This window comes from Mesorhizobium sp. B2-3-14 (assembly GCF_006442175.1).
Classification (GTDB): Bacteria; Pseudomonadota; Alphaproteobacteria; order Rhizobiales; family Rhizobiaceae; genus Mesorhizobium; species Mesorhizobium australicum.
This window is the reverse complement of record NZ_VFVP01000009.1, coordinates 99,833-115,637: the sequence shown is the minus strand read 5'-3', so window position 1 is coordinate 115,637 and position 15,805 is coordinate 99,833. Positions and strand designations below refer to the sequence as shown.

16 protein-coding genes are annotated in these 15,805 nt (G+C 63.7%); 15 read left to right on the top strand and 1 reads right to left on the bottom strand.

From position 1 onward, the window contains the following. Window positions 1–7 precede the first annotated feature (7 nt). The 5 genes from FJ950_RS22045 to FJ950_RS22025 all read left to right on the top strand — a co-directional run bounded on the left by FJ950_RS22045 (window position 8) and on the right by FJ950_RS22025 (window position 4,975). The gene (locus FJ950_RS22045; protein ID WP_140618559.1) at window positions 8–904 is read left to right on the top strand and encodes a LysR substrate-binding domain-containing protein; all 897 of its coding nucleotides are present in this window, start codon (window positions 8–10) and stop codon (window positions 902–904) included. Between the two features lie 122 nt (window positions 905–1,026). After that, window positions 1,027–2,121 carry an ABC transporter ATP-binding protein gene (locus FJ950_RS22040; RefSeq protein WP_140618557.1) on the top strand — a complete coding sequence of 365 codons (1,095 nt, stop codon included), beginning with the start codon at window positions 1,027–1,029 and terminating at the stop codon, window positions 2,119–2,121. A 70-nt stretch (window positions 2,122–2,191) separates the two neighbouring features. Beyond that, complete coding sequence (locus FJ950_RS22035) at window positions 2,192–3,304, top strand: ABC transporter substrate-binding protein (RefSeq protein ID WP_140618556.1); 1,113 nt, start codon at window positions 2,192–2,194, stop codon at window positions 3,302–3,304. Window positions 3,305–3,326: 22 nt separating this feature from the next. Beyond that, complete coding sequence (locus FJ950_RS22030; RefSeq protein ID WP_015318632.1) at window positions 3,327–4,160, top strand: ABC transporter permease; 834 nt, start codon at window positions 3,327–3,329, stop codon at window positions 4,158–4,160. Beyond that, entirely contained in the window at window positions 4,160–4,975 is an 816-nt protein-coding gene (locus FJ950_RS22025; protein ID WP_140618554.1) for an ABC transporter permease, read from the top strand. The genes FJ950_RS22030 and FJ950_RS22025 overlap by 1 nt, the downstream gene beginning before the upstream one ends. Here the strand turns inward: FJ950_RS22025 and FJ950_RS22020 are convergent. Further along, a complete protein-coding gene (locus tag FJ950_RS22020; RefSeq protein ID WP_140618553.1) occupies window positions 4,972–5,760 on the bottom strand; it encodes a fumarylacetoacetate hydrolase family protein in 789 nt (262 codons plus the stop codon). The genes FJ950_RS22025 and FJ950_RS22020 overlap by 4 nt on opposite strands. 318 nt (window positions 5,761–6,078) lie before the next feature. Here FJ950_RS22020 and FJ950_RS22015 point away from each other — a divergent pair, with 318 nt between their 5' ends. The 10 genes from FJ950_RS22015 (at window position 6,079) to FJ950_RS21970 (ending at window position 15,619) form a co-directional block, all read left to right on the top strand. Then, on the top strand, window positions 6,079–6,486 hold the full coding sequence (locus tag FJ950_RS22015) for a DUF3168 domain-containing protein (RefSeq protein ID WP_015318629.1): 408 nt from the start codon (window positions 6,079–6,081) through the stop codon (window positions 6,484–6,486). A 170-nt stretch (window positions 6,487–6,656) separates the two neighbouring features. Beyond that, window positions 6,657–6,956: a hypothetical protein gene (locus tag FJ950_RS22010; protein WP_015318628.1), complete on the top strand. Its 300-nt coding sequence runs from the start codon at window positions 6,657–6,659 to the stop codon at window positions 6,954–6,956. 78 nt (window positions 6,957–7,034) lie between these two features. Continuing rightward, window positions 7,035–7,700, top strand: coding sequence for a response regulator transcription factor (locus FJ950_RS22005; protein WP_015318627.1), 666 nt, complete (start codon window positions 7,035–7,037; stop codon window positions 7,698–7,700). Beyond that, a complete protein-coding gene (locus FJ950_RS22000; RefSeq protein ID WP_140618552.1) occupies window positions 7,684–9,117 on the top strand; it encodes an ATP-binding protein in 1,434 nt (477 codons plus the stop codon). Before FJ950_RS22005 ends, FJ950_RS22000 begins: the two co-directional genes overlap by 17 nt. Before the next feature lie 186 nt (window positions 9,118–9,303). Then, window positions 9,304–9,744: a hypothetical protein gene (locus tag FJ950_RS21995; protein WP_041163489.1), complete on the top strand. Its 441-nt coding sequence runs from the start codon at window positions 9,304–9,306 to the stop codon at window positions 9,742–9,744. Window positions 9,745–9,865: 121 nt separating this feature from the next. Next, entirely contained in the window at window positions 9,866–11,002 is a 1,137-nt protein-coding gene (ccmI, locus tag FJ950_RS21990; RefSeq protein WP_140618550.1) for a c-type cytochrome biogenesis protein CcmI, read from the top strand. A gap of 8 nt (window positions 11,003–11,010) precedes the next feature. After that, window positions 11,011–11,454, top strand: a complete 444-nt coding sequence (gene ccmE, locus FJ950_RS21985; protein WP_015318623.1) for a cytochrome c maturation protein CcmE — start codon at window positions 11,011–11,013, stop codon at window positions 11,452–11,454. Window positions 11,455–11,486: 32 nt separating this feature from the next. After that, a complete protein-coding gene (locus FJ950_RS21980; protein WP_140618548.1) occupies window positions 11,487–13,472 on the top strand; it encodes a heme lyase CcmF/NrfE family subunit in 1,986 nt (661 codons plus the stop codon). After that, the gene (locus FJ950_RS21975) at window positions 13,469–13,936 is read left to right on the top strand and encodes a cytochrome c-type biogenesis protein (protein WP_140618546.1); all 468 of its coding nucleotides are present in this window, start codon (window positions 13,469–13,471) and stop codon (window positions 13,934–13,936) included. Before FJ950_RS21980 ends, FJ950_RS21975 begins: the two co-directional genes overlap by 4 nt. 132 nt (window positions 13,937–14,068) lie before the next feature. Further along, window positions 14,069–15,619, top strand: a complete 1,551-nt coding sequence (locus FJ950_RS21970; RefSeq protein WP_140618544.1) for a Do family serine endopeptidase — start codon at window positions 14,069–14,071, stop codon at window positions 15,617–15,619. The last annotated feature ends 186 nt before the right edge of the window (window positions 15,620–15,805 follow it).

Here is a 15,805-nt window from a genome sequence, read left to right as displayed (position 1 = left end):
TCACCTCTTGAGAATCCCATCGACACAGGCGCTACGCGCGCTCGACAGTTTTGCCAGGCATGGCAGCGTCTGGCGCGCCGCCGACGAACTGCACCTGACCCGCAGCGCGGTGAGCCACCAATTGCGGCTGCTCGAGCGCGATCTCGGCTTCGATCTGCTGGAGCGGATCGGCAAGGGGGTGGCGCTCACCCCGCGTGGGCAGCGCTATGCCAGCGACGTTCGCAAGGCGCTGACCGTGCTCGGTGACGCGGTGACGCGCGATGCCGGCACTGGCGTCGGCGGCTCGTTCGCCGTCTCCTGTACGCCGGGTTTCGCCTCGCTGTTCCTGTGCACCCATATCGGCGAGTTCCGGCAGATGTACCCTGACGTCGCGCTGCGCATCCTGACGCCCCGACGGCTCGACGATGTCAGCAATGCCGAGGCAGACGCCTTCATCGCCTTTGGCGTGGGCAACTGGCCGAACCGCATGGCCGAGCTGTTGTGCGAAATCTCGTTCACGCCGCTCTGCAGCCCGACGCTGCTCAACAAGGTCGGAGGCCTTTCCAGGCCGGCGGACGTACTGCGCGCCAATCTGCTTCATCTCGACGACACCGAGGATTGGGCACGCTGGCTGGCGCTGTCCAAGGTTGAAAACCCGGACACCGAAGGCGGCATCTTCTTTTCCGACATGAACCTCGTCTTCTCGGCGGCGATTGCCGGGCAGGGGATCGCCATGGGTGACGAACTGACCAGCCGCCGTGCGCTGAGCGAAGGCCGTCTGGTCAGGCCTTTCGACATCGCGATCAAATCGCCGCGCTCCTATTTTCTGGTCTCCGAACACGCAAAGGCCTCGCACCCGGTCCTGGAAGCCTTCGCGGGATGGCTGAGGTCGACTCTCTCCGAGAATCGCATTCAGCCTTATTGAGGGGCAGGGTGGCGTCAGCCCGCCATAGATGAATGAAATTTGCCGATCAGGCGAAAACTATTCGGTTGCGGTGAGCTTCCGCCCTGCCTACGATTTGGCTCAACGGTAAGGATAGAGGCAGGATGCAGCAACCCGGCCGGGCCGCAGAGATCAAGGCAATCGGGATCGGCAAGAGCTTCGGCTCGTTCCGTGCGCTGGACAATCTGACGCTCGACATAGGCCGCGGCGAATTCCTGACGCTGCTTGGGCCCTCCGGCTCCGGCAAGACCACCTTCCTGATGATCCTGGCCGGCTTCGTGCAGCCGAGCGAGGGCAGGCTTTTCAGCGACGGCGCCGATATCACCGACCGCCCGGCCGAGCAGCGTGCCGCCGGCATGGTGTTCCAGGGCTATGCGCTCTTTCCGCATATGAGCGTCGAGGCCAACATCGCCTTCCCGCTCAAGGTCCGCAAGAAATCGGCCGCCGAGATCAAGAAGCGTGTCGGCGAGATGATCGAGCGCGTCGGTCTGGTCGGCCACGAGAAGAAATTGCCCTCGCAGCTTTCCGGTGGCCAGCAGCAGCGCGTCGCGCTGGCCCGGGCGCTGGTGTTCGAGCCGGGCGTGCTCCTGCTCGACGAGCCGTTTTCGGCGCTGGACAAGAGCTTGCGCGGCCAGATGCAGGCAGAGATGAAGCGCCTGCACCAGGAGACCGGCACGACCTTCGTCTTCGTTACCCACGACCAGAGCGAGGCGCTGGCGCTGTCTTCGCGCGTCGCCATTTTCAATCATGGCAAACTGCTGCAGGTCGGCGCGCCGGACGAGGTCTACGACCGGCCGGACAATCGCTTCGTCGCCGAGTTCCTCGGCGAGATCAACATGCTGCCGCTGAAGGGGGTTAAGGCCGTCGACAACGGCTCGACCGGCCTCTGTGAGGACCGCGCGGTCAGCATGCACTGCAAGGCTGAGAAGGTCCGTGGCGACGCCATCCTGGCGATCCGGCCCGAACACATGTCGATAGCGCGCGAGGCCGCCGCCGGAGAGAACGGCATTGCCGCGACGGCAATCGCCTCGACCTATCTGGGGGCGGCGACCAAGCTCGACCTCACCACGCGCCAAGGTGCCAAAGTCACCGTCTCGGTGCCCAACGAGGTCGCGGCGGCGGCGCTCAGCAAGGGTAATTCCGTGTGGCTGACATGGCCGGCGGAAAAGGGTTTCCTCCTTCCGGACGGAGGACAATGAGCACCGGCGCGGCCTGATCAGCCGCACCGGCTTCCGGAATCAAAATCAACGAAAACAAAGGGGAACTGACATGAACGACACCAAGAAACAGGCCATCGAAACGCTGTCCGAAAGGACGAGACGCGGCGAGATCTCGCGTCGGCAGTTCACGCAACTTGCTGCCCTCGTGCTCGCCGGCACGCCGATGCTGCTGCGCTCGACCGGTGCCTTTGCCGCAGCGAAGGAACTTGTGCTGGTCAACTGGGGCGGCGATGCCATCACGGCCTACGACGCGGCCTATGGCCAGGCCTTCACCAAGGACACCGGAATCACCGTCAAGATGGACGGCTCGGGCCCGACCGAAGGCGCGATCGCCGCGCAATCCAAGAGCGGCGCCCCGACCTGGGACCTGGTCGACGTCGACCCGTTCTCGGCCATTACGCTCGGCGCGCAAGGCATGCTCGAGCCGATCGACTACAACATCGTCGACAAAAAGAAGATGCGGCCGGGCTTCGGCTGGGACTATGCCGCCTCGACCTATTTCTTCTCCTATGTCATCGCCTACGATTCCGAGAAATACGGCAAGGATGCACCGACTGGCATGGCCGATTTCTTCGATGTGAAGAAATTCCCGGGCAAGCGTTCGCTCTACAAATGGGGCGTGTCGAGCTGGGAAGCGGCCCTTTTGGCCGACGGCATCGCGCCGGCTTCGCTCTACCCGCTCGACCTAAAACGTGCGCATGACAAGATATCAGCCTTCAAGGAAAACGTCGTCGCCTATTGGGGCGGCGGCGCCGAGAGCCAGAGCGTGCTGCTCAATGGCGAAGCCTCCATGGCGATCGTCTGGTCGACGCGCGCCTCGCTGATCGAGCAGGATTCCGGCGGCAAGATCAAGTTTACCTGGGACCAGGGCCTGATCTCGCCCGGCGCGCTGGCCGTGCTCAAGAACAACCCCGGCGGCAAGGATGCGGCGATGAAGTTCATCGCCAGCGCCCAGGATCCGGAAAAGCAGCTCGTCATGTTCGACAAGCTCGGCCAGGGTCCGGCCAATCCGGCGGCCGACGCGCTGATCCCCGCCGACAAGAAGCGCATCAACCCCGTCGATCCCGAGAACATGAAGAAGCAGATCCCGCTCGACATGGACTGGTACGCCAAGAACTATGGGCCGGCGCTCGACGAATACACCAAGATCATCTCCGCCTGACCGGCGGCGATGCTGATCTGACATGAGAGGCGTTCTCTCCGACAGGATGGGCGCGGCGCTGTTGATGGCGCCGCTGCTCCTTTTTCTCGGCCTCGCCTATGCCTGGCCATTTCTCGGCGTGGTGAAGTGGAGCTTCACCTTGCCGACGCCTGGACTTGGTCAGTACGAGGCATTGCTCACCGACGATCTGGTCCAGTCGGTGTTCATCCGCACGCTGCGCATCGCCGCCATCGTCACTATTGTGTCGGTCGCCGCCGCCTATGCCATCACGGTCGTCTGGGTTCGCGGCAGCCCGGCGCAGCGCCTCATCGCCGAATTCTGCATCCTGGTGCCGTTCTGGATCTCGGTGCTGACACGCGCCTTCGGCTGGGTGGCGCTGCTGTCCAATCGCGGCCTGATCAACACCTGGCTGCAGTCGATCGGTTTTATCTCCGAACCGCTGACTTTGGTACGCAACGAATTCGGCGTCATTGTCGGCATGACGCATTTCCTCATTCCTTTTGCTGTCTTTCCGCTGGCTTCGGCCATGCGCAGCCTTGACGAGCGTGTTCTGCTCGCCGCGCGCGGCCTCGGCTCCAGCCGCATGCGCACCTTCTGGACGGTGTTCGTGCCGATGACGCGCTCCGGCATCATCGGCTCCGCGATGATCGTGTTCGTCTTCTCGCTCGGTTTCTTCGTCACGCCGGCGATTCTCGGCGGCGGGCGCAGCGTCATGATCGCCGAACTGATCTATCTCAGGATATTCCAGAGCCCGGACTGGGGGCTGGGGGCTGCGATCAGCGTCGTGCTGGTACTGTTCGTCGGCGCGCTGATGGCGCTCTTGTTCCGTTATGTCAGACCGAAGCAGCTGATCTGATGCCGACTTATCGTCCCGGTCCTGTCTCGCTGGTTATCGCCGCCCTGGTGGCGCTGTTCCTGCTGTTGCCGCTGCTGGCCGTCATCCCCGTGTCGCTGACGCCGAGCCGCATGCTGGCGATGCCGACGGGCGAATTGTCGTTGCGCCACTACCGATCGTTGATCGAGGATCCGCGCTGGCTCCAGTCGATCCTGCTTTCGATCCGCATCGGCATCGTCAGCAGCGCCATTTCAACTGTGCTGGCGCTCTGCTTCAGCCTCGGCGTCTGGATGTTCCAGCCGCGCTTCACCGCGACCCTCGTCGGCTTCGTGCTGTTGCCGATGGTGGTGCCGCCGGTGGTTTCGGCGGTCACGCTCTACTTCCTGCTCACCTCGATCTCGGGCGTCAGCTCCTTCTTCGGCTACGATACCTGGCTCGGCGTTGCCATGGCGCATTCGGTGATGACGGTGCCGTTCGCGACGGTGCTGATCCTGGTCTCGCTCAGCCAGCTAGACCGACGCATCGACCTTGCCGCGCGGGGGCTTGGCGCAAGTGTCTGGGCGCGCGCCACGCGCGTCATCATGCCCAACGTCAAGTTCGGCATCGTCACCGCGGCGCTGCTGTCCTTCGTGCTGTCCTGGGAAGAGATCGGCGTCACTTTGTTCATCACCTCGGTCAACGCCATCACGCTGCCGCGCCTGATGTGGATGGGACTACGCGACAACATCGACCCGGCGATCGCCGCCCTGTCGGTGATTTTGATCATCATCACCGTGCTGGTTCTGGCGGTGAGGAGCGTCGTGGTCAGGCTGAACCGGGGGAGCAAGCCGGTTTAGACGAACCGCACAGAGACTTTGCCGAACCTGCCCAAATCGCCAATGACTTCGTCACCGGCGGCGACGCTGATCGGTGTCACGCAAGTTCCGGTGATCACCACCTGTCCCGGTTGGAGCGCTATGCCAAGCCGCGACAGCTCATTGACGATCCACGTGAGCGCGATACGTGGGTCGCCGAGGACAGCCGCGCCCGTTCCGTCGTGCCGCGACTTACCCGAAACGAGACCGGTCACCGGGTACTCCGCGAGGTTCACGTCGCACCAATCGTCTTCGGCAGGCTGGCCGATGACAAACAGATTGGCGCAGGCATTGTCCGCGATCAGCTGCGGCGCGCCGACAGCGCAGAAATCATCATATCGTGAGTCCGGTATTTCGATCGCCGGATGCAGGGTCGCCACGGCGTCCATCACTTCAGCGATTTCATAAGGTGCCGCGCGAGGTGGGATCCGGCGGCCGAAACGGAATGCGAATTCGACCTCGGCGACCCGCATCTTGTTCGTCGCCAGCGAGACGATCCCGCCGACCTCGACCGCTTTTTCGGCGAGCAGACGCCCGGCCATCGGGCCGTCGACGTTGATATGCCTTTGACCGGCCAGGCTGGTTGCCGCGATCTTCCAGCCCAAAAGCGGGGCCGCCGAATGCTCCATGACATGCGACTGGATGGCGTAACCTTCGGTGCGCGTTTTCGGCCGCAGTTCCTCGGGTATGGCGTCGAGATGGGTGCCATTGTCCCAATGGCCTACCAGCAGACGTGACGCGGCCCTGGCCTTTTCTGGATCGAGCATGATCAGCTCCGGAAATCGGGAACATGCCCCTCTGTCCGGCCAAGCCGGCAAGGAACATTCCGTCGTATGGACCAGCCTATATGGGGCAAGATCGCGTGACCAGACAATCGGAGGCAAGCTCATGGTCAATTTGGCTCTACCGCGCCGGCCGACGAGATTGTCGGCAAGTCGCATTTTCGAGATCATCGGCGTTCATGATTCCGATGACGAATCGCCATCGTCTTCGCGTGGCGAACCGCTATATCTGAGAAGGGATGCGGACATGGGCAGGCTTTGGAAAAGCATTGTCGGTGGCGCAACGGCTTGAGGAAATGGACGATGACCGCGCCCGGCGATTTGCAGCAGGCCCTGTTTCTAAGATTGAAAAGCGATGCGTCGCTGTCGGCGCTGCTGGGCGGCGCCGGACTGCTCGAGCGGGCAACCGACAACGTCGCCTTTCCCTATGTGACTTCAGGCCAGACTTCTGCCTTTGACTGGGACACCGGCGCCGAGAACAACGACGACCAGCTGATCACGCTGCATGTCTGGTCGAAGGCGCATGGCGAGGCCGAGACCCGGGCGATCATGGATGCCATCAAGGCGCGGCTTGCCGGAGCGGTGTTGGTTATAGGCCCGCGTGGCCAGACGCGGCTGTCGCTGGAATTCAGCGAGGCGCGTTACGATGAGGAACTCCTTGTCCACCATGGCCTGCTGCGATTCCGTGCGCTGACGCAGGAAAACGCCTGACGCACTTTCAATATCACCAAAACGGAGTCTAGACTGAGCTTTCGCGGGTTTCACTGGGGGGCGGTGAAATCCAAGATGTCTGTCTCGCGTTGCAGGGGTGTGGCGAGCATGGTTTCAGGGCCGTTCACTGTTCATTTCACGTTCAGCACCGATGCGTTACAACGCGGGTCATGAAAACGCTTCGCTCCCATTTCCGAACCGCGACCCTGGCGCTTAGTGCCGCCGGGCTGTTTGCGTCGCAGGCAATGGCGATACCGGTCATCGAGCCCGACCAGGCCAGCCCGATCGTCCTGGCTGCATCCGACTGCTATGCGATCGGTCAGCAGGTGGCTCAGCAGAATGGCGGAACGCTCGCCAAGGCTTCGGCATCGACGCGTGGCGGCCAGCCGGTCTGCGTCATCGTCGTGCTCGTGCCCGGCAAGGACGGACAACGTCCGCGCCGCTCCGAAATCGTCGTTCCGCAGAACTGACCGCTCTTCCCTCCGTTTCCCAGGCCGGCGGAATCGGCCTATATCTGGAATCTTCAATCAACAGGCATTGGTCCCCGTATGCGCGTACTCGTCGTCGAGGATGACAAGGATCTCAACCGGCAGATCTCGGATGCGCTGGTCGATGCCGGCTATGTCGTCGATCGTGCCTTCGACGGCGAGGAGGGCCATTTCCTCGGCGACACAGAGCCTTACGATGCCGTTGTGCTCGACATCGGCCTGCCGCAGATGGACGGCATCAGCGTGGTCGAGCGCTGGCGTCGCGGCGGCCGCAAGATGCCGGTGCTGATCCTGACCGCGCGTGACCGCTGGAGCGACAAGGTCTCCGGCATCGACGCCGGCGCCGACGACTACGTCACCAAGCCGTTCCACATCGAGGAGGTGCTGGCGCGCGTCAGGGCCCTGATCCGCCGCGCGGCCGGCCACGCCTCGTCGGAACTGACCTGCGGGCCGCTGCGTCTCGACACCAAGGCTTCGAAGGCCGATGTCAACGGTGTGCCGCTGAAATTGACCTCGCACGAATTCAGGCTGCTTGCCTATCTGATGCACCACATGGGCGAGGTCGTTTCGCGCACCGAACTGGTTGAGCATCTCTACGACCAGGACTTCGACCGCGATTCCAACACCATCGAGGTCTTTGTCGGACGATTGCGCAAGAAGATGGGCATCGACATGATCGAAACCGTACGCGGCATGGGCTACCGCATGCGTGAGCCGGAGGCGTAAGGCGGAACCGCTCCCCACCAACCCGACCGTGGGCAGACGGCTCTCGCTGCGCGCGTGGCCGCGCTCGCTGACGTTCCGCGTCATCGCCTTCTCCACCGTGTGGGCGATCCTGACCCTGGTCGTCATCTTCACCCTGATCACAACGCTCTACCGACAGGCCAGCGAGCGGGGCTTCGACAGCCTGTTGTCGGCGCATCTGTTCAACCTGATCGGCTCCATCGGCATCTCCGACAGCGGCGCGTTGACCGGCTCCCCCGATCTTGGCGATCTCCGTTTCTCGGAACCGAATTCGGGCTGGTACTGGTCCGTCGAGCCCGCCTCGGAAGGCGTGCATGGCGATCTTCACTCGTCGTCCATGACCCGGACCATCCCGTCGCCGGACGTGGCGGATGTTCCCTTCAACGCCAATTTCCAGCGCAGCTATGCCGCGCAAGGCATCAATGGCGAGGAGCTGGTCGTGTTCGAGAGCGAATTCGTTCTCGACGCGAAGAACCGCGCCGCGCGCTTCCGCGTCATGGGCAACAAGACCGAGTTGGAGCAGGAAATAGCAACGTTCCAGCGCCGCCTGCTGACCTATCTCAGCCTGTTCGGAATCGGCATGATCGCCATCAACGCCATCGCCATCCTGCTCGGGCTGCAGCCGTTGCGCAGGGTCCGGAACGCACTCGCCATGGTGCGCGAGGGCACCGCACAGAGGCTCGACGGCCGCTTCCCGGCCGAGATCGAACCGTTAGCCAACGAAACCAACGCCTTGATAGAAAACAACAAACGCATCGTCGAGCGTTCTCGGACCCAGGTCGGCAACCTCGCCCATTCCTTGAAGACACCGCTTGCCGTTCTGCTCAACGAGGGCCGGGCGCTTGGCGGCGCCAAGGGACAGTTGATCGCCGAGCAGGCCGCCTCCATGCAAAAGCAGATCGACCATTACCTGCAGCGTGCCCGCGTCGCGGCGCAGCGCGACAGCGTCGTCTATCGCACGCCGGTGGCACCGCTGGTGCAGCGCATGGTGCGCGTTTTGCAGAAGCTGAACCCGCGGACCAGCCTGTCGCTGTCGCTGCCGGCCACCGAGATCGTCTTTGCCGGCGAACGCGAGGACCTCGAGGAACTGCTTGGCAATCTTCTCGAAAATGCGGTGAAATGGGCAAGGAGTGCTGTCGCGATCTCGGTCGTGCCCTTGGCCGGCAAGGATGAGAGCCTGTTTGAGATCAGCATCGAGGACGACGGACCGGGGATTCCCGAGGATAGGGCCCGTGAAGCGCTGAAGCGAGGGCGGCGCCTCGATGAGACCAAGCCTGGGACGGGCCTGGGCCTTGCCATTGTCGCCGATCTCGTCAACGAGTATGGAGGCGTCCTGGCACTCGAGCGGTCCGGCATGGGCGGACTGAAGGCGACGGTGCGATTGCGGAGCCTGCAGTAATGCTACCCAGGCCAATCGGCAGCAATGGAAGGCGCATATTGTGGCGGCATATCGATTGACCCCGGAGCAGCCGCCAGTGGCCAAATTTCCGACAAATATCAACACTATGGCCACGCCTACTTCTCCGATGACGCGGCCCCCGGCGCATCCATGGCAGGCTCCAACTCAAGAAAACCGGTTGTTGGCATGAAGATTCGCGTCGCGCTTGTTTCCGCATTGCTGGCCGTGTCGGGCTGCACCACCTTGAGCGGCAAGGGCCCGACCGTGGCGGCGACACCGGCCTCGACGCCTCCGGCCGGCGGCAAGGTCGTTACCAAGTCGATCATCTCCGCCATGGGCGGCGGCCTCATTGGCGGGTCGATCGGCAACGGTCTGAGCGACACGGAGAAGCGCAGCGCGCTCGAGGCCGAATACAAGGCGCTCGAATACAACACCAGCGGCCAGAAGGTGACCTGGAAGGGCGATCAGGCCTCGCGCTATGGCGAGGTCGTCCCGGCCCAGCCTTACCGCGTCGGTTCGCAGGATTGCCGCCAATACACGCAGACGGTGTTCACGGGCGGCGCCAGCGTCACGGCGCACGGAACAGCCTGCCGCAATGCCGACGGCAGTTGGACGCCATTGACCTAGCCAGCCGGGTCTCGTTGCGATCCGGCCGGTGGATTTCGATCGCGACATTCGGCGCGTGCCGTCAAAGCGTCGCAGGATGCCTGTGTTGGCAGGGCAGGGCTCTGCCGTTATTGGAAGAACCATGCTGTTCTGGGTCATAGCCGCAATTCTCACGCTGGGCGCCAGCCTGGCGGTGCTTTTGCCGTTGGCTGGTGCCTCCAAGGGCGCATCATCGAGCGGCGATCACGATCTGGAAGTCTATCGCGATCAACTGTCCGAACTCGACCGCGATGCCGGGCGCGGTTTGATCGGGCCCGCTGAAGCGGCCGAGGCGCGCGCCGAGATCGCCCGCCGCATCCTTCGCCTGGGCAACGCGGATATGGCGGCCAAGGCGTCCGGCAGGTCATCGGGCACCGTACGGCTTGTCGCGACCGTTGCGGTGCTGGCGGTTCCGTTGGTCAGTTGGGGGCTCTACAGTCAGATCGGCTCGCCTGACCTGCCGTCGCAGCCGCTCAGTGAGCGGTTGGCCAAGAATCCCGCCGACAGTTCGGTCGATGAGCTGGTGGCGCGCGCCGAGGCCCATCTTGCCGCCAATCCTTCCGACGGCAGGGGCTGGGACGTGCTGGCGCCGGTCTATCTGCGCATGCAGCGCTTTGCCGACGCCGCGGCGGCCTACCGCAACGCCATTCGCCTCGACGGCGACAGCGCTGTCCGTCAGGCCGGTCTCGGCGAGGCGATCGCCGGTGCGGCGGGCGGCATTGTTTCGGCCGATGCCCAGGATGCCTTCGAGGCGGCCTTGAAGCTTGACCCGGCCAATGCGAAAGCCGGTTTCTATCTGGCCATGGCACTGGCGCAGGAGGGTCGTGGCAAGGAAGCGGCCGCGGCCTGGCAGGCTATGCTTGGTACGCTGCCGCCGGATTCGCCGTGGCGCGGCGCTGTCGAACAGGCGCTGGCCAAATCCGGCGGCCCGGAAGTCGCCTCCGGCACGACCGCGAAAGGCCCCGATGCCGCCGATGTCGACGCGGCGTCCTCCATGTCGCAGCAGGACAGGGAAGCCATGATCAACACCATGGTCGCCGGCCTGGACGACAAACTTCGTCAAAATCCGCGCGACCCGGAAGGATGGATGCGGCTGGTTCGTTCCTATGTCGTGCTGGGCAAGGCCGATCAGGCGCGCGATGCGCTGGGCCGCGCCATTGCGGTCTTTGGCGCCGATAGTGACGAAGCCAAGAAATTCACCGCCTTTGCCGCCTCGCTCGGCCTGACGGCGACGGAGTAGAATTGGGTATGACGCGCAAGCAGAAACGATTGTCGGTGATCGCGGGCGGATTGGTTTTTCTGGGTGCCGCCACCGGGCTGACCTTTTATGCGCTTGGCCAGAAGGCGTCCTATTTCTACATGCCGGCCGATCTGACCACCGCCAGCGTTCAGCCGGGCCAGCGCATCAGGCTCGGCGGTTTGGTCGAAAAAGGCACCATCCAGCGCGGCCAGGGCGCAACGGTTGCCTTTTCGGTCACCGACACCCACAAATCGGTCAAGGTGACTTATACCGGCATCTTGCCCGACCTTTTCCGCGAAGAGCAGGGTGTCATCACCGAGGGTACCTTCGGCCCCGACGGCGTCTTTGTCGCCGACAGCGTTCTGGCCAAGCACGACGAGCGCTATATGCCCAAGGAAGTAGCCGACGGCCTGAAGGCCAAGGGCGTCTGGCAGGAGAGCAAGAGTGAGTGACTCTGGCGGAAGAGCAAGTGTGAGCCGCGCGAATGGTTGAAACCGGACATTTCGCCTTGGTTCTGGCGTTCGCGCTTTCACTGGTGCAGACGATCGTGCCGCTGTTTGGCGCGAGGCTGAACAACCAGCGCCTGATGGCGGTCGGCGGTCCGGTCGCGGTGACCGGTTTCGCGTTGACGGCGCTGTCCTTCGCGGCCCTTGCGAGCGCCTATGCAAGCTCTGATTTTTCCCTGGCGAACGTCTGGGAGAACTCGCATTCGCTGCAGCCGCTGATCTACAAGATCACTGGAACCTGGGGCAATCACGAAGGTTCGATGCTGCTCTGGGTGCTGATCCTGACCTTCTTCGGCGCGCTTGTGGCCGCTTTCGGCTCCAACTTGCCGGCGACGCTGCGCGCCAATGTGCTCGCCGTGCAGGGCGCTATTGGCGCTGCATTCTTCCTGTTCATCCTAGTGACCTCCAATCCCTTCATCCGGCTCAATCCGGCGCCCATCGAAGGCCGCGATCTCAACCCGATCCTGCAGGATCTTGGCCTCGCCATTCACCCGCCGATGCTCTATCTCGGTTATGTCGGCTTCTCGATCTGCTTTTCCTTCTCGGTCGCCGCCCTCATCGAGGGTCGCATCGATGCCTCCTGGGCGCGCTGGGTGCGGCCATGGACGCTGGTCGCCTGGATGTTCCTGACCGGCGGCATCGCCATGGGATCGTACTGGGCCTATTACGAACTCGGCTGGGGCGGTTTCTGGTTTTGGGATCCGGTCGAGAACGCTTCCTTCATGCCGTGGCTGGCGGGCACCGCGCTGCTGCATTCGGCCATCGTCATGGAAAAGCGCTCGGCGTTGAAGATCTGGACCCTGCTGCTCGCCATCCTCACCTTCTCGCTGTCGCTGCTCGGCACCTTCCTGGTGCGTTCGGGCGTCCTGACTTCCGTCCATGCCTTTGCCACCGATCCGACGCGCGGCGTCTTTATCCTATGCATCCTGACGCTGTTCATCGGCGGCTCGCTGGCGCTGTTTGCGCTGCGCGCCTCGAAGCTGACGGCAGGCGGCCTCTTCCATCCGGTTTCGCGTGAAGGCGCGCTCGTCCTCAACAATCTATTCCTGACCACGGCGACCGCCACGGTGCTCGTCGGCACGCTCTATCCGCTGGCGGTCGAGGCTTTTTCGGCCGACAAGATTTCGGTCGGAGCGCCGTTCTTCAACCTCACCTTCGCCCCGCTGATGGTGCCGCTGCTCGTGATGGTTCCCTTTGGGCCGCTGCTGGCCTGGAAGCGCGGCGATGTCTTCGGCGTTGCGCAGCGGCTGATGGCCGCGTTCGCAGCCGCACTTCTTGCGACGCTGGTTACTGTCCTGTTCATCGACGGCGCTTCGGTGCTTGCCGCGCTTGGCGTCGGCCTCGGCGTCTGGCTGATCCTCGGCGCGCTGACCGACCTCGCCACCAAGGCGGGGGTCGGCAATGTCGCCGCGCCGACAATGGTCAGGCGTCTGGTTGGTTTGCCACGCTCGGTCTTCGGGACTGCTTTCGCGCATCTTGGCCTCGGCCTGACCGTGCTCGGCATTGTTGGCACGCTCTGCTTCGGGACGGAGAAGATCCTGTCCATGCATGCCGGTGAAACCGTCGAAATCTCCGGCCGCACGGTGCGGTTCGTCGGGCTCTATCCTGCGCAGGGACCGAACTACAGCGAGGATCGCGGGCGTTTCGAGCTGATCGGCGTCAGCGGCAGCCCTGTCGGTGAAGTCAGCTCCGCCAAGCGTTTCTATCCGGTGCGGCAGATGACGACGACGGAGTCCGGCATCAAGACTATTGGCCTTTCCCAGCTCTACATTTCGCTCGGCGACGAGGGCAAGGACGGCTCGGTCGTGGTGCGTCTGTGGTGGAAGCCGCTGGTAACGCTGATCTGGGGCGGCGGCCTGGTGATGATGGCGGGTGCGGCGATGTCGCTGATGGACAGGCGCCTGCGGGTCGGCGCGCCTTCACGCCGTCGCAAGCAGGCGGTGGCGCCGGCGGGCCTGCCATGAGGGCAAGGCTTTCGTTGACGTCGATGGTCTTGTTGCTGGCGTTGTTCTTCGCCGGAACGGCAATGGCGGTGAAGCCTGACGAGATGCTGGCCAACCCGGCACTCGAGGCGCGGGCGCGGGCGCTGTCGGAAGGCCTGCGCTGCATGGTCTGCCAGAACCAGTCGATCGACGAATCCGATGCGGACCTTGCCAGGGACCTGCGCGTCCTGGTGCGACAACGCCTTGTCGCGGGCGATACCGACCGGCAGGTGATGGATTATGTGGTTTCGCGTTACGGCGAGTTCGTGCTGCTGAAGCCACGCTTCGATCTGCGCAACGCGCTGCTGTGGGGCACGCCGGTTCTCCTGCTTCTGGCCGGCGGCGTGTTTATAGTGCTCAGTGCGCGGTCGCGCCGGCTTCCGGCAACGGCAGCGCTTTCGGTCGAAGAGCAGGCCGCATTGGACGCGATCCTCCGCCGCGACTGACGGCTGCCGTCGCCCGCCAACATTACCAAAGTTTCATGTGCCGGAAATGGCGTCGTAATGTGCGCTTCCCTAATTCTCGTTCCTTGAGGATGCCGATCAAGGCGCGTCCGCTTGAAAGAGGATAAGAGATCCATGAATATTGCCCCCGATTCATATTTTCGCACACGCAAGCGTCTTCTGGCTGCTGCCGCGTCTATCGCGGTCGCCGGTGCGATCGGCGTTGGCGCGCTGACCAGCGGAACCAGCCCCGTTCTCGCTGACGCCGTGCGCGTCGAGGCCCCGCAGGTTCCGAGCTTCGCCGATGTCGTGGAGCGTGTGTCGCCAGCGGTGGTCAGCGTCAAGGTCAAGGCCAAGATCCAGCCGACCGCCGATGATGGCTCCGACGATCAGGACGGCCTCGACAATCTTCCCAACAATCCGCAGCTGCGTCGTTTCTTTAAGGAATTCCGCGGCTTTGGTGACCAGGGCGGCCAGAACGACGAAGGTCATCGTCGCTTCGGACATCGCGACCGCAACAACGGCGAGCCGCGCCCGGTAGCGCAGGGCTCCGGCTTCTTCATCTCCGAAGACGGTTACCTCGTCACCAACAACCATGTCGTCGAAGAGGGCACCGCCTTCACCGTTGTGACCAATGACGGCAAGGAACTCGACGCCAAGCTGGTCGGCACCGATCCGCGCACCGATCTCGCCGTGCTCAAGGTCGATGGTGGCGGCAAGTTCACCTATGTCGACTTCGCCGACGATTCCAAGGTTCGTGTCGGTGACTGGGTCGTGGCTGTCGGCAATCCGTTCGGTCTCGGCGGCACCGTGACCGCAGGCATCGTCTCGGCGCGCGGCCGCGATATCGGCGCCGGCCCCTATGACGATTTCCTCCAGATCGACGCCTCGGTCAACCGCGGCAATTCAGGCGGCCCGACCTTCAACCTCAACGGCCAGGTGGTCGGCATCAACACCGCCATCTTCTCGCCTTCCGGCGGCAGCGTCGGCATCGCCTTCGACATTCCGGCCTCGACCGCCAAGCAGGTCGTCGGGGACCTGATGAAGAGCGGTGCGGTGCAGCGTGGCTGGCTCGGCGTCGAAATCCAGCCGGTCACCTCCGACATCGCCGAATCGCTCGGCCTGAAGTCCAACAACGGCGCGTTGGTTTCGAGCGCCCAGGACGACGGCCCCGGCAAGAAGGCCGGCATATCAGCCGGCGACGTGATCACCCAGGTCGACGGCAAGGACGTTGCGTCGCCGAAGGAGCTCGCCCGCCTGATCGGCGCCTATTCGCCCGGCAAGTCTGTTGATGTCACGGTCTGGCGCGACGGCAAGAGCCAGACGGTCAAGGTCGATCTCGGCAAACTGCCGGCGAGCGACAAGCAGGCCTCGAACGACCAGCAACAGCAGCCTGCCGCTCCGGCAAAGCCTGACACGCTGGCCGATCTCGGTCTCACCGTCACCAAGTCTGAAAACGGCAAGGGTCTGGTGGTGACAGACGTCGACCCCGACAGCGCCGCCGCCGATCGCGGCATCCAGCCGGGCGACGTCATCACCGCGGTCAACTCGGCGGAGGTCAATGGCACCGAAGACGTCACCAAGGCCATGGCCGATGCGGTCAAATCCGGACGCAAGGCGGTGCTGATGCAGATCACCCGTGACGACAACAACCGCTTCGTCGCGGTGCCGGTGGCCAAGGGCTGAGACGACTTTTCCAATGCGGCGGTTTCAACACCCCCGAGTCGCCGCATGGGGAAAGTAAGACGGAGAGCCCGTTAGTCAGTCATCGCGCTCTCCTTCAGCGGCAGCGGGCTTCCCATCGCCCGCTGCCGCGCCCGTATGTGGCTGCCCACTCAGGCCCTCGTGCCCGATGCCGGTTGGTCCCGGGTT

Coding starts and splice junctions, on each gene's coding strand:
- FJ950_RS22040 (WP_140618557.1), top strand. CDS start 1,027: ATGCAGCAACCCGGCCGGGCCGCAGAGATCAAGGCAATCGGGATCGGC.
- FJ950_RS22035 (WP_140618556.1), top strand. CDS start 2,192: ATGAACGACACCAAGAAACAGGCCATCGAAACGCTGTCCGAAAGGACG.
- FJ950_RS22030 (WP_015318632.1), top strand. CDS start 3,327: ATGAGAGGCGTTCTCTCCGACAGGATGGGCGCGGCGCTGTTGATGGCG.
- FJ950_RS22025 (WP_140618554.1), top strand. CDS start 4,160: ATGCCGACTTATCGTCCCGGTCCTGTCTCGCTGGTTATCGCCGCCCTG.
- FJ950_RS22020 (WP_140618553.1), bottom strand. CDS start 5,760: ATGCTCGATCCAGAAAAGGCCAGGGCCGCGTCACGTCTGCTGGTAGGC.
- FJ950_RS22015 (WP_015318629.1), top strand. CDS start 6,079: ATGACCGCGCCCGGCGATTTGCAGCAGGCCCTGTTTCTAAGATTGAAA.
- FJ950_RS22010 (WP_015318628.1), top strand. CDS start 6,657: ATGAAAACGCTTCGCTCCCATTTCCGAACCGCGACCCTGGCGCTTAGT.
- FJ950_RS22005 (WP_015318627.1), top strand. CDS start 7,035: ATGCGCGTACTCGTCGTCGAGGATGACAAGGATCTCAACCGGCAGATC.
- FJ950_RS21995 (WP_041163489.1), top strand. CDS start 9,304: ATGAAGATTCGCGTCGCGCTTGTTTCCGCATTGCTGGCCGTGTCGGGC.
- ccmI (WP_140618550.1), top strand. CDS start 9,866: ATGCTGTTCTGGGTCATAGCCGCAATTCTCACGCTGGGCGCCAGCCTG.
- ccmE (WP_015318623.1), top strand. CDS start 11,011: ATGACGCGCAAGCAGAAACGATTGTCGGTGATCGCGGGCGGATTGGTT.
- FJ950_RS21980 (WP_140618548.1), top strand. CDS start 11,487: ATGGTTGAAACCGGACATTTCGCCTTGGTTCTGGCGTTCGCGCTTTCA.
- FJ950_RS21975 (WP_140618546.1), top strand. CDS start 13,469: ATGAGGGCAAGGCTTTCGTTGACGTCGATGGTCTTGTTGCTGGCGTTG.
- FJ950_RS21970 (WP_140618544.1), top strand. CDS start 14,069: ATGAATATTGCCCCCGATTCATATTTTCGCACACGCAAGCGTCTTCTG.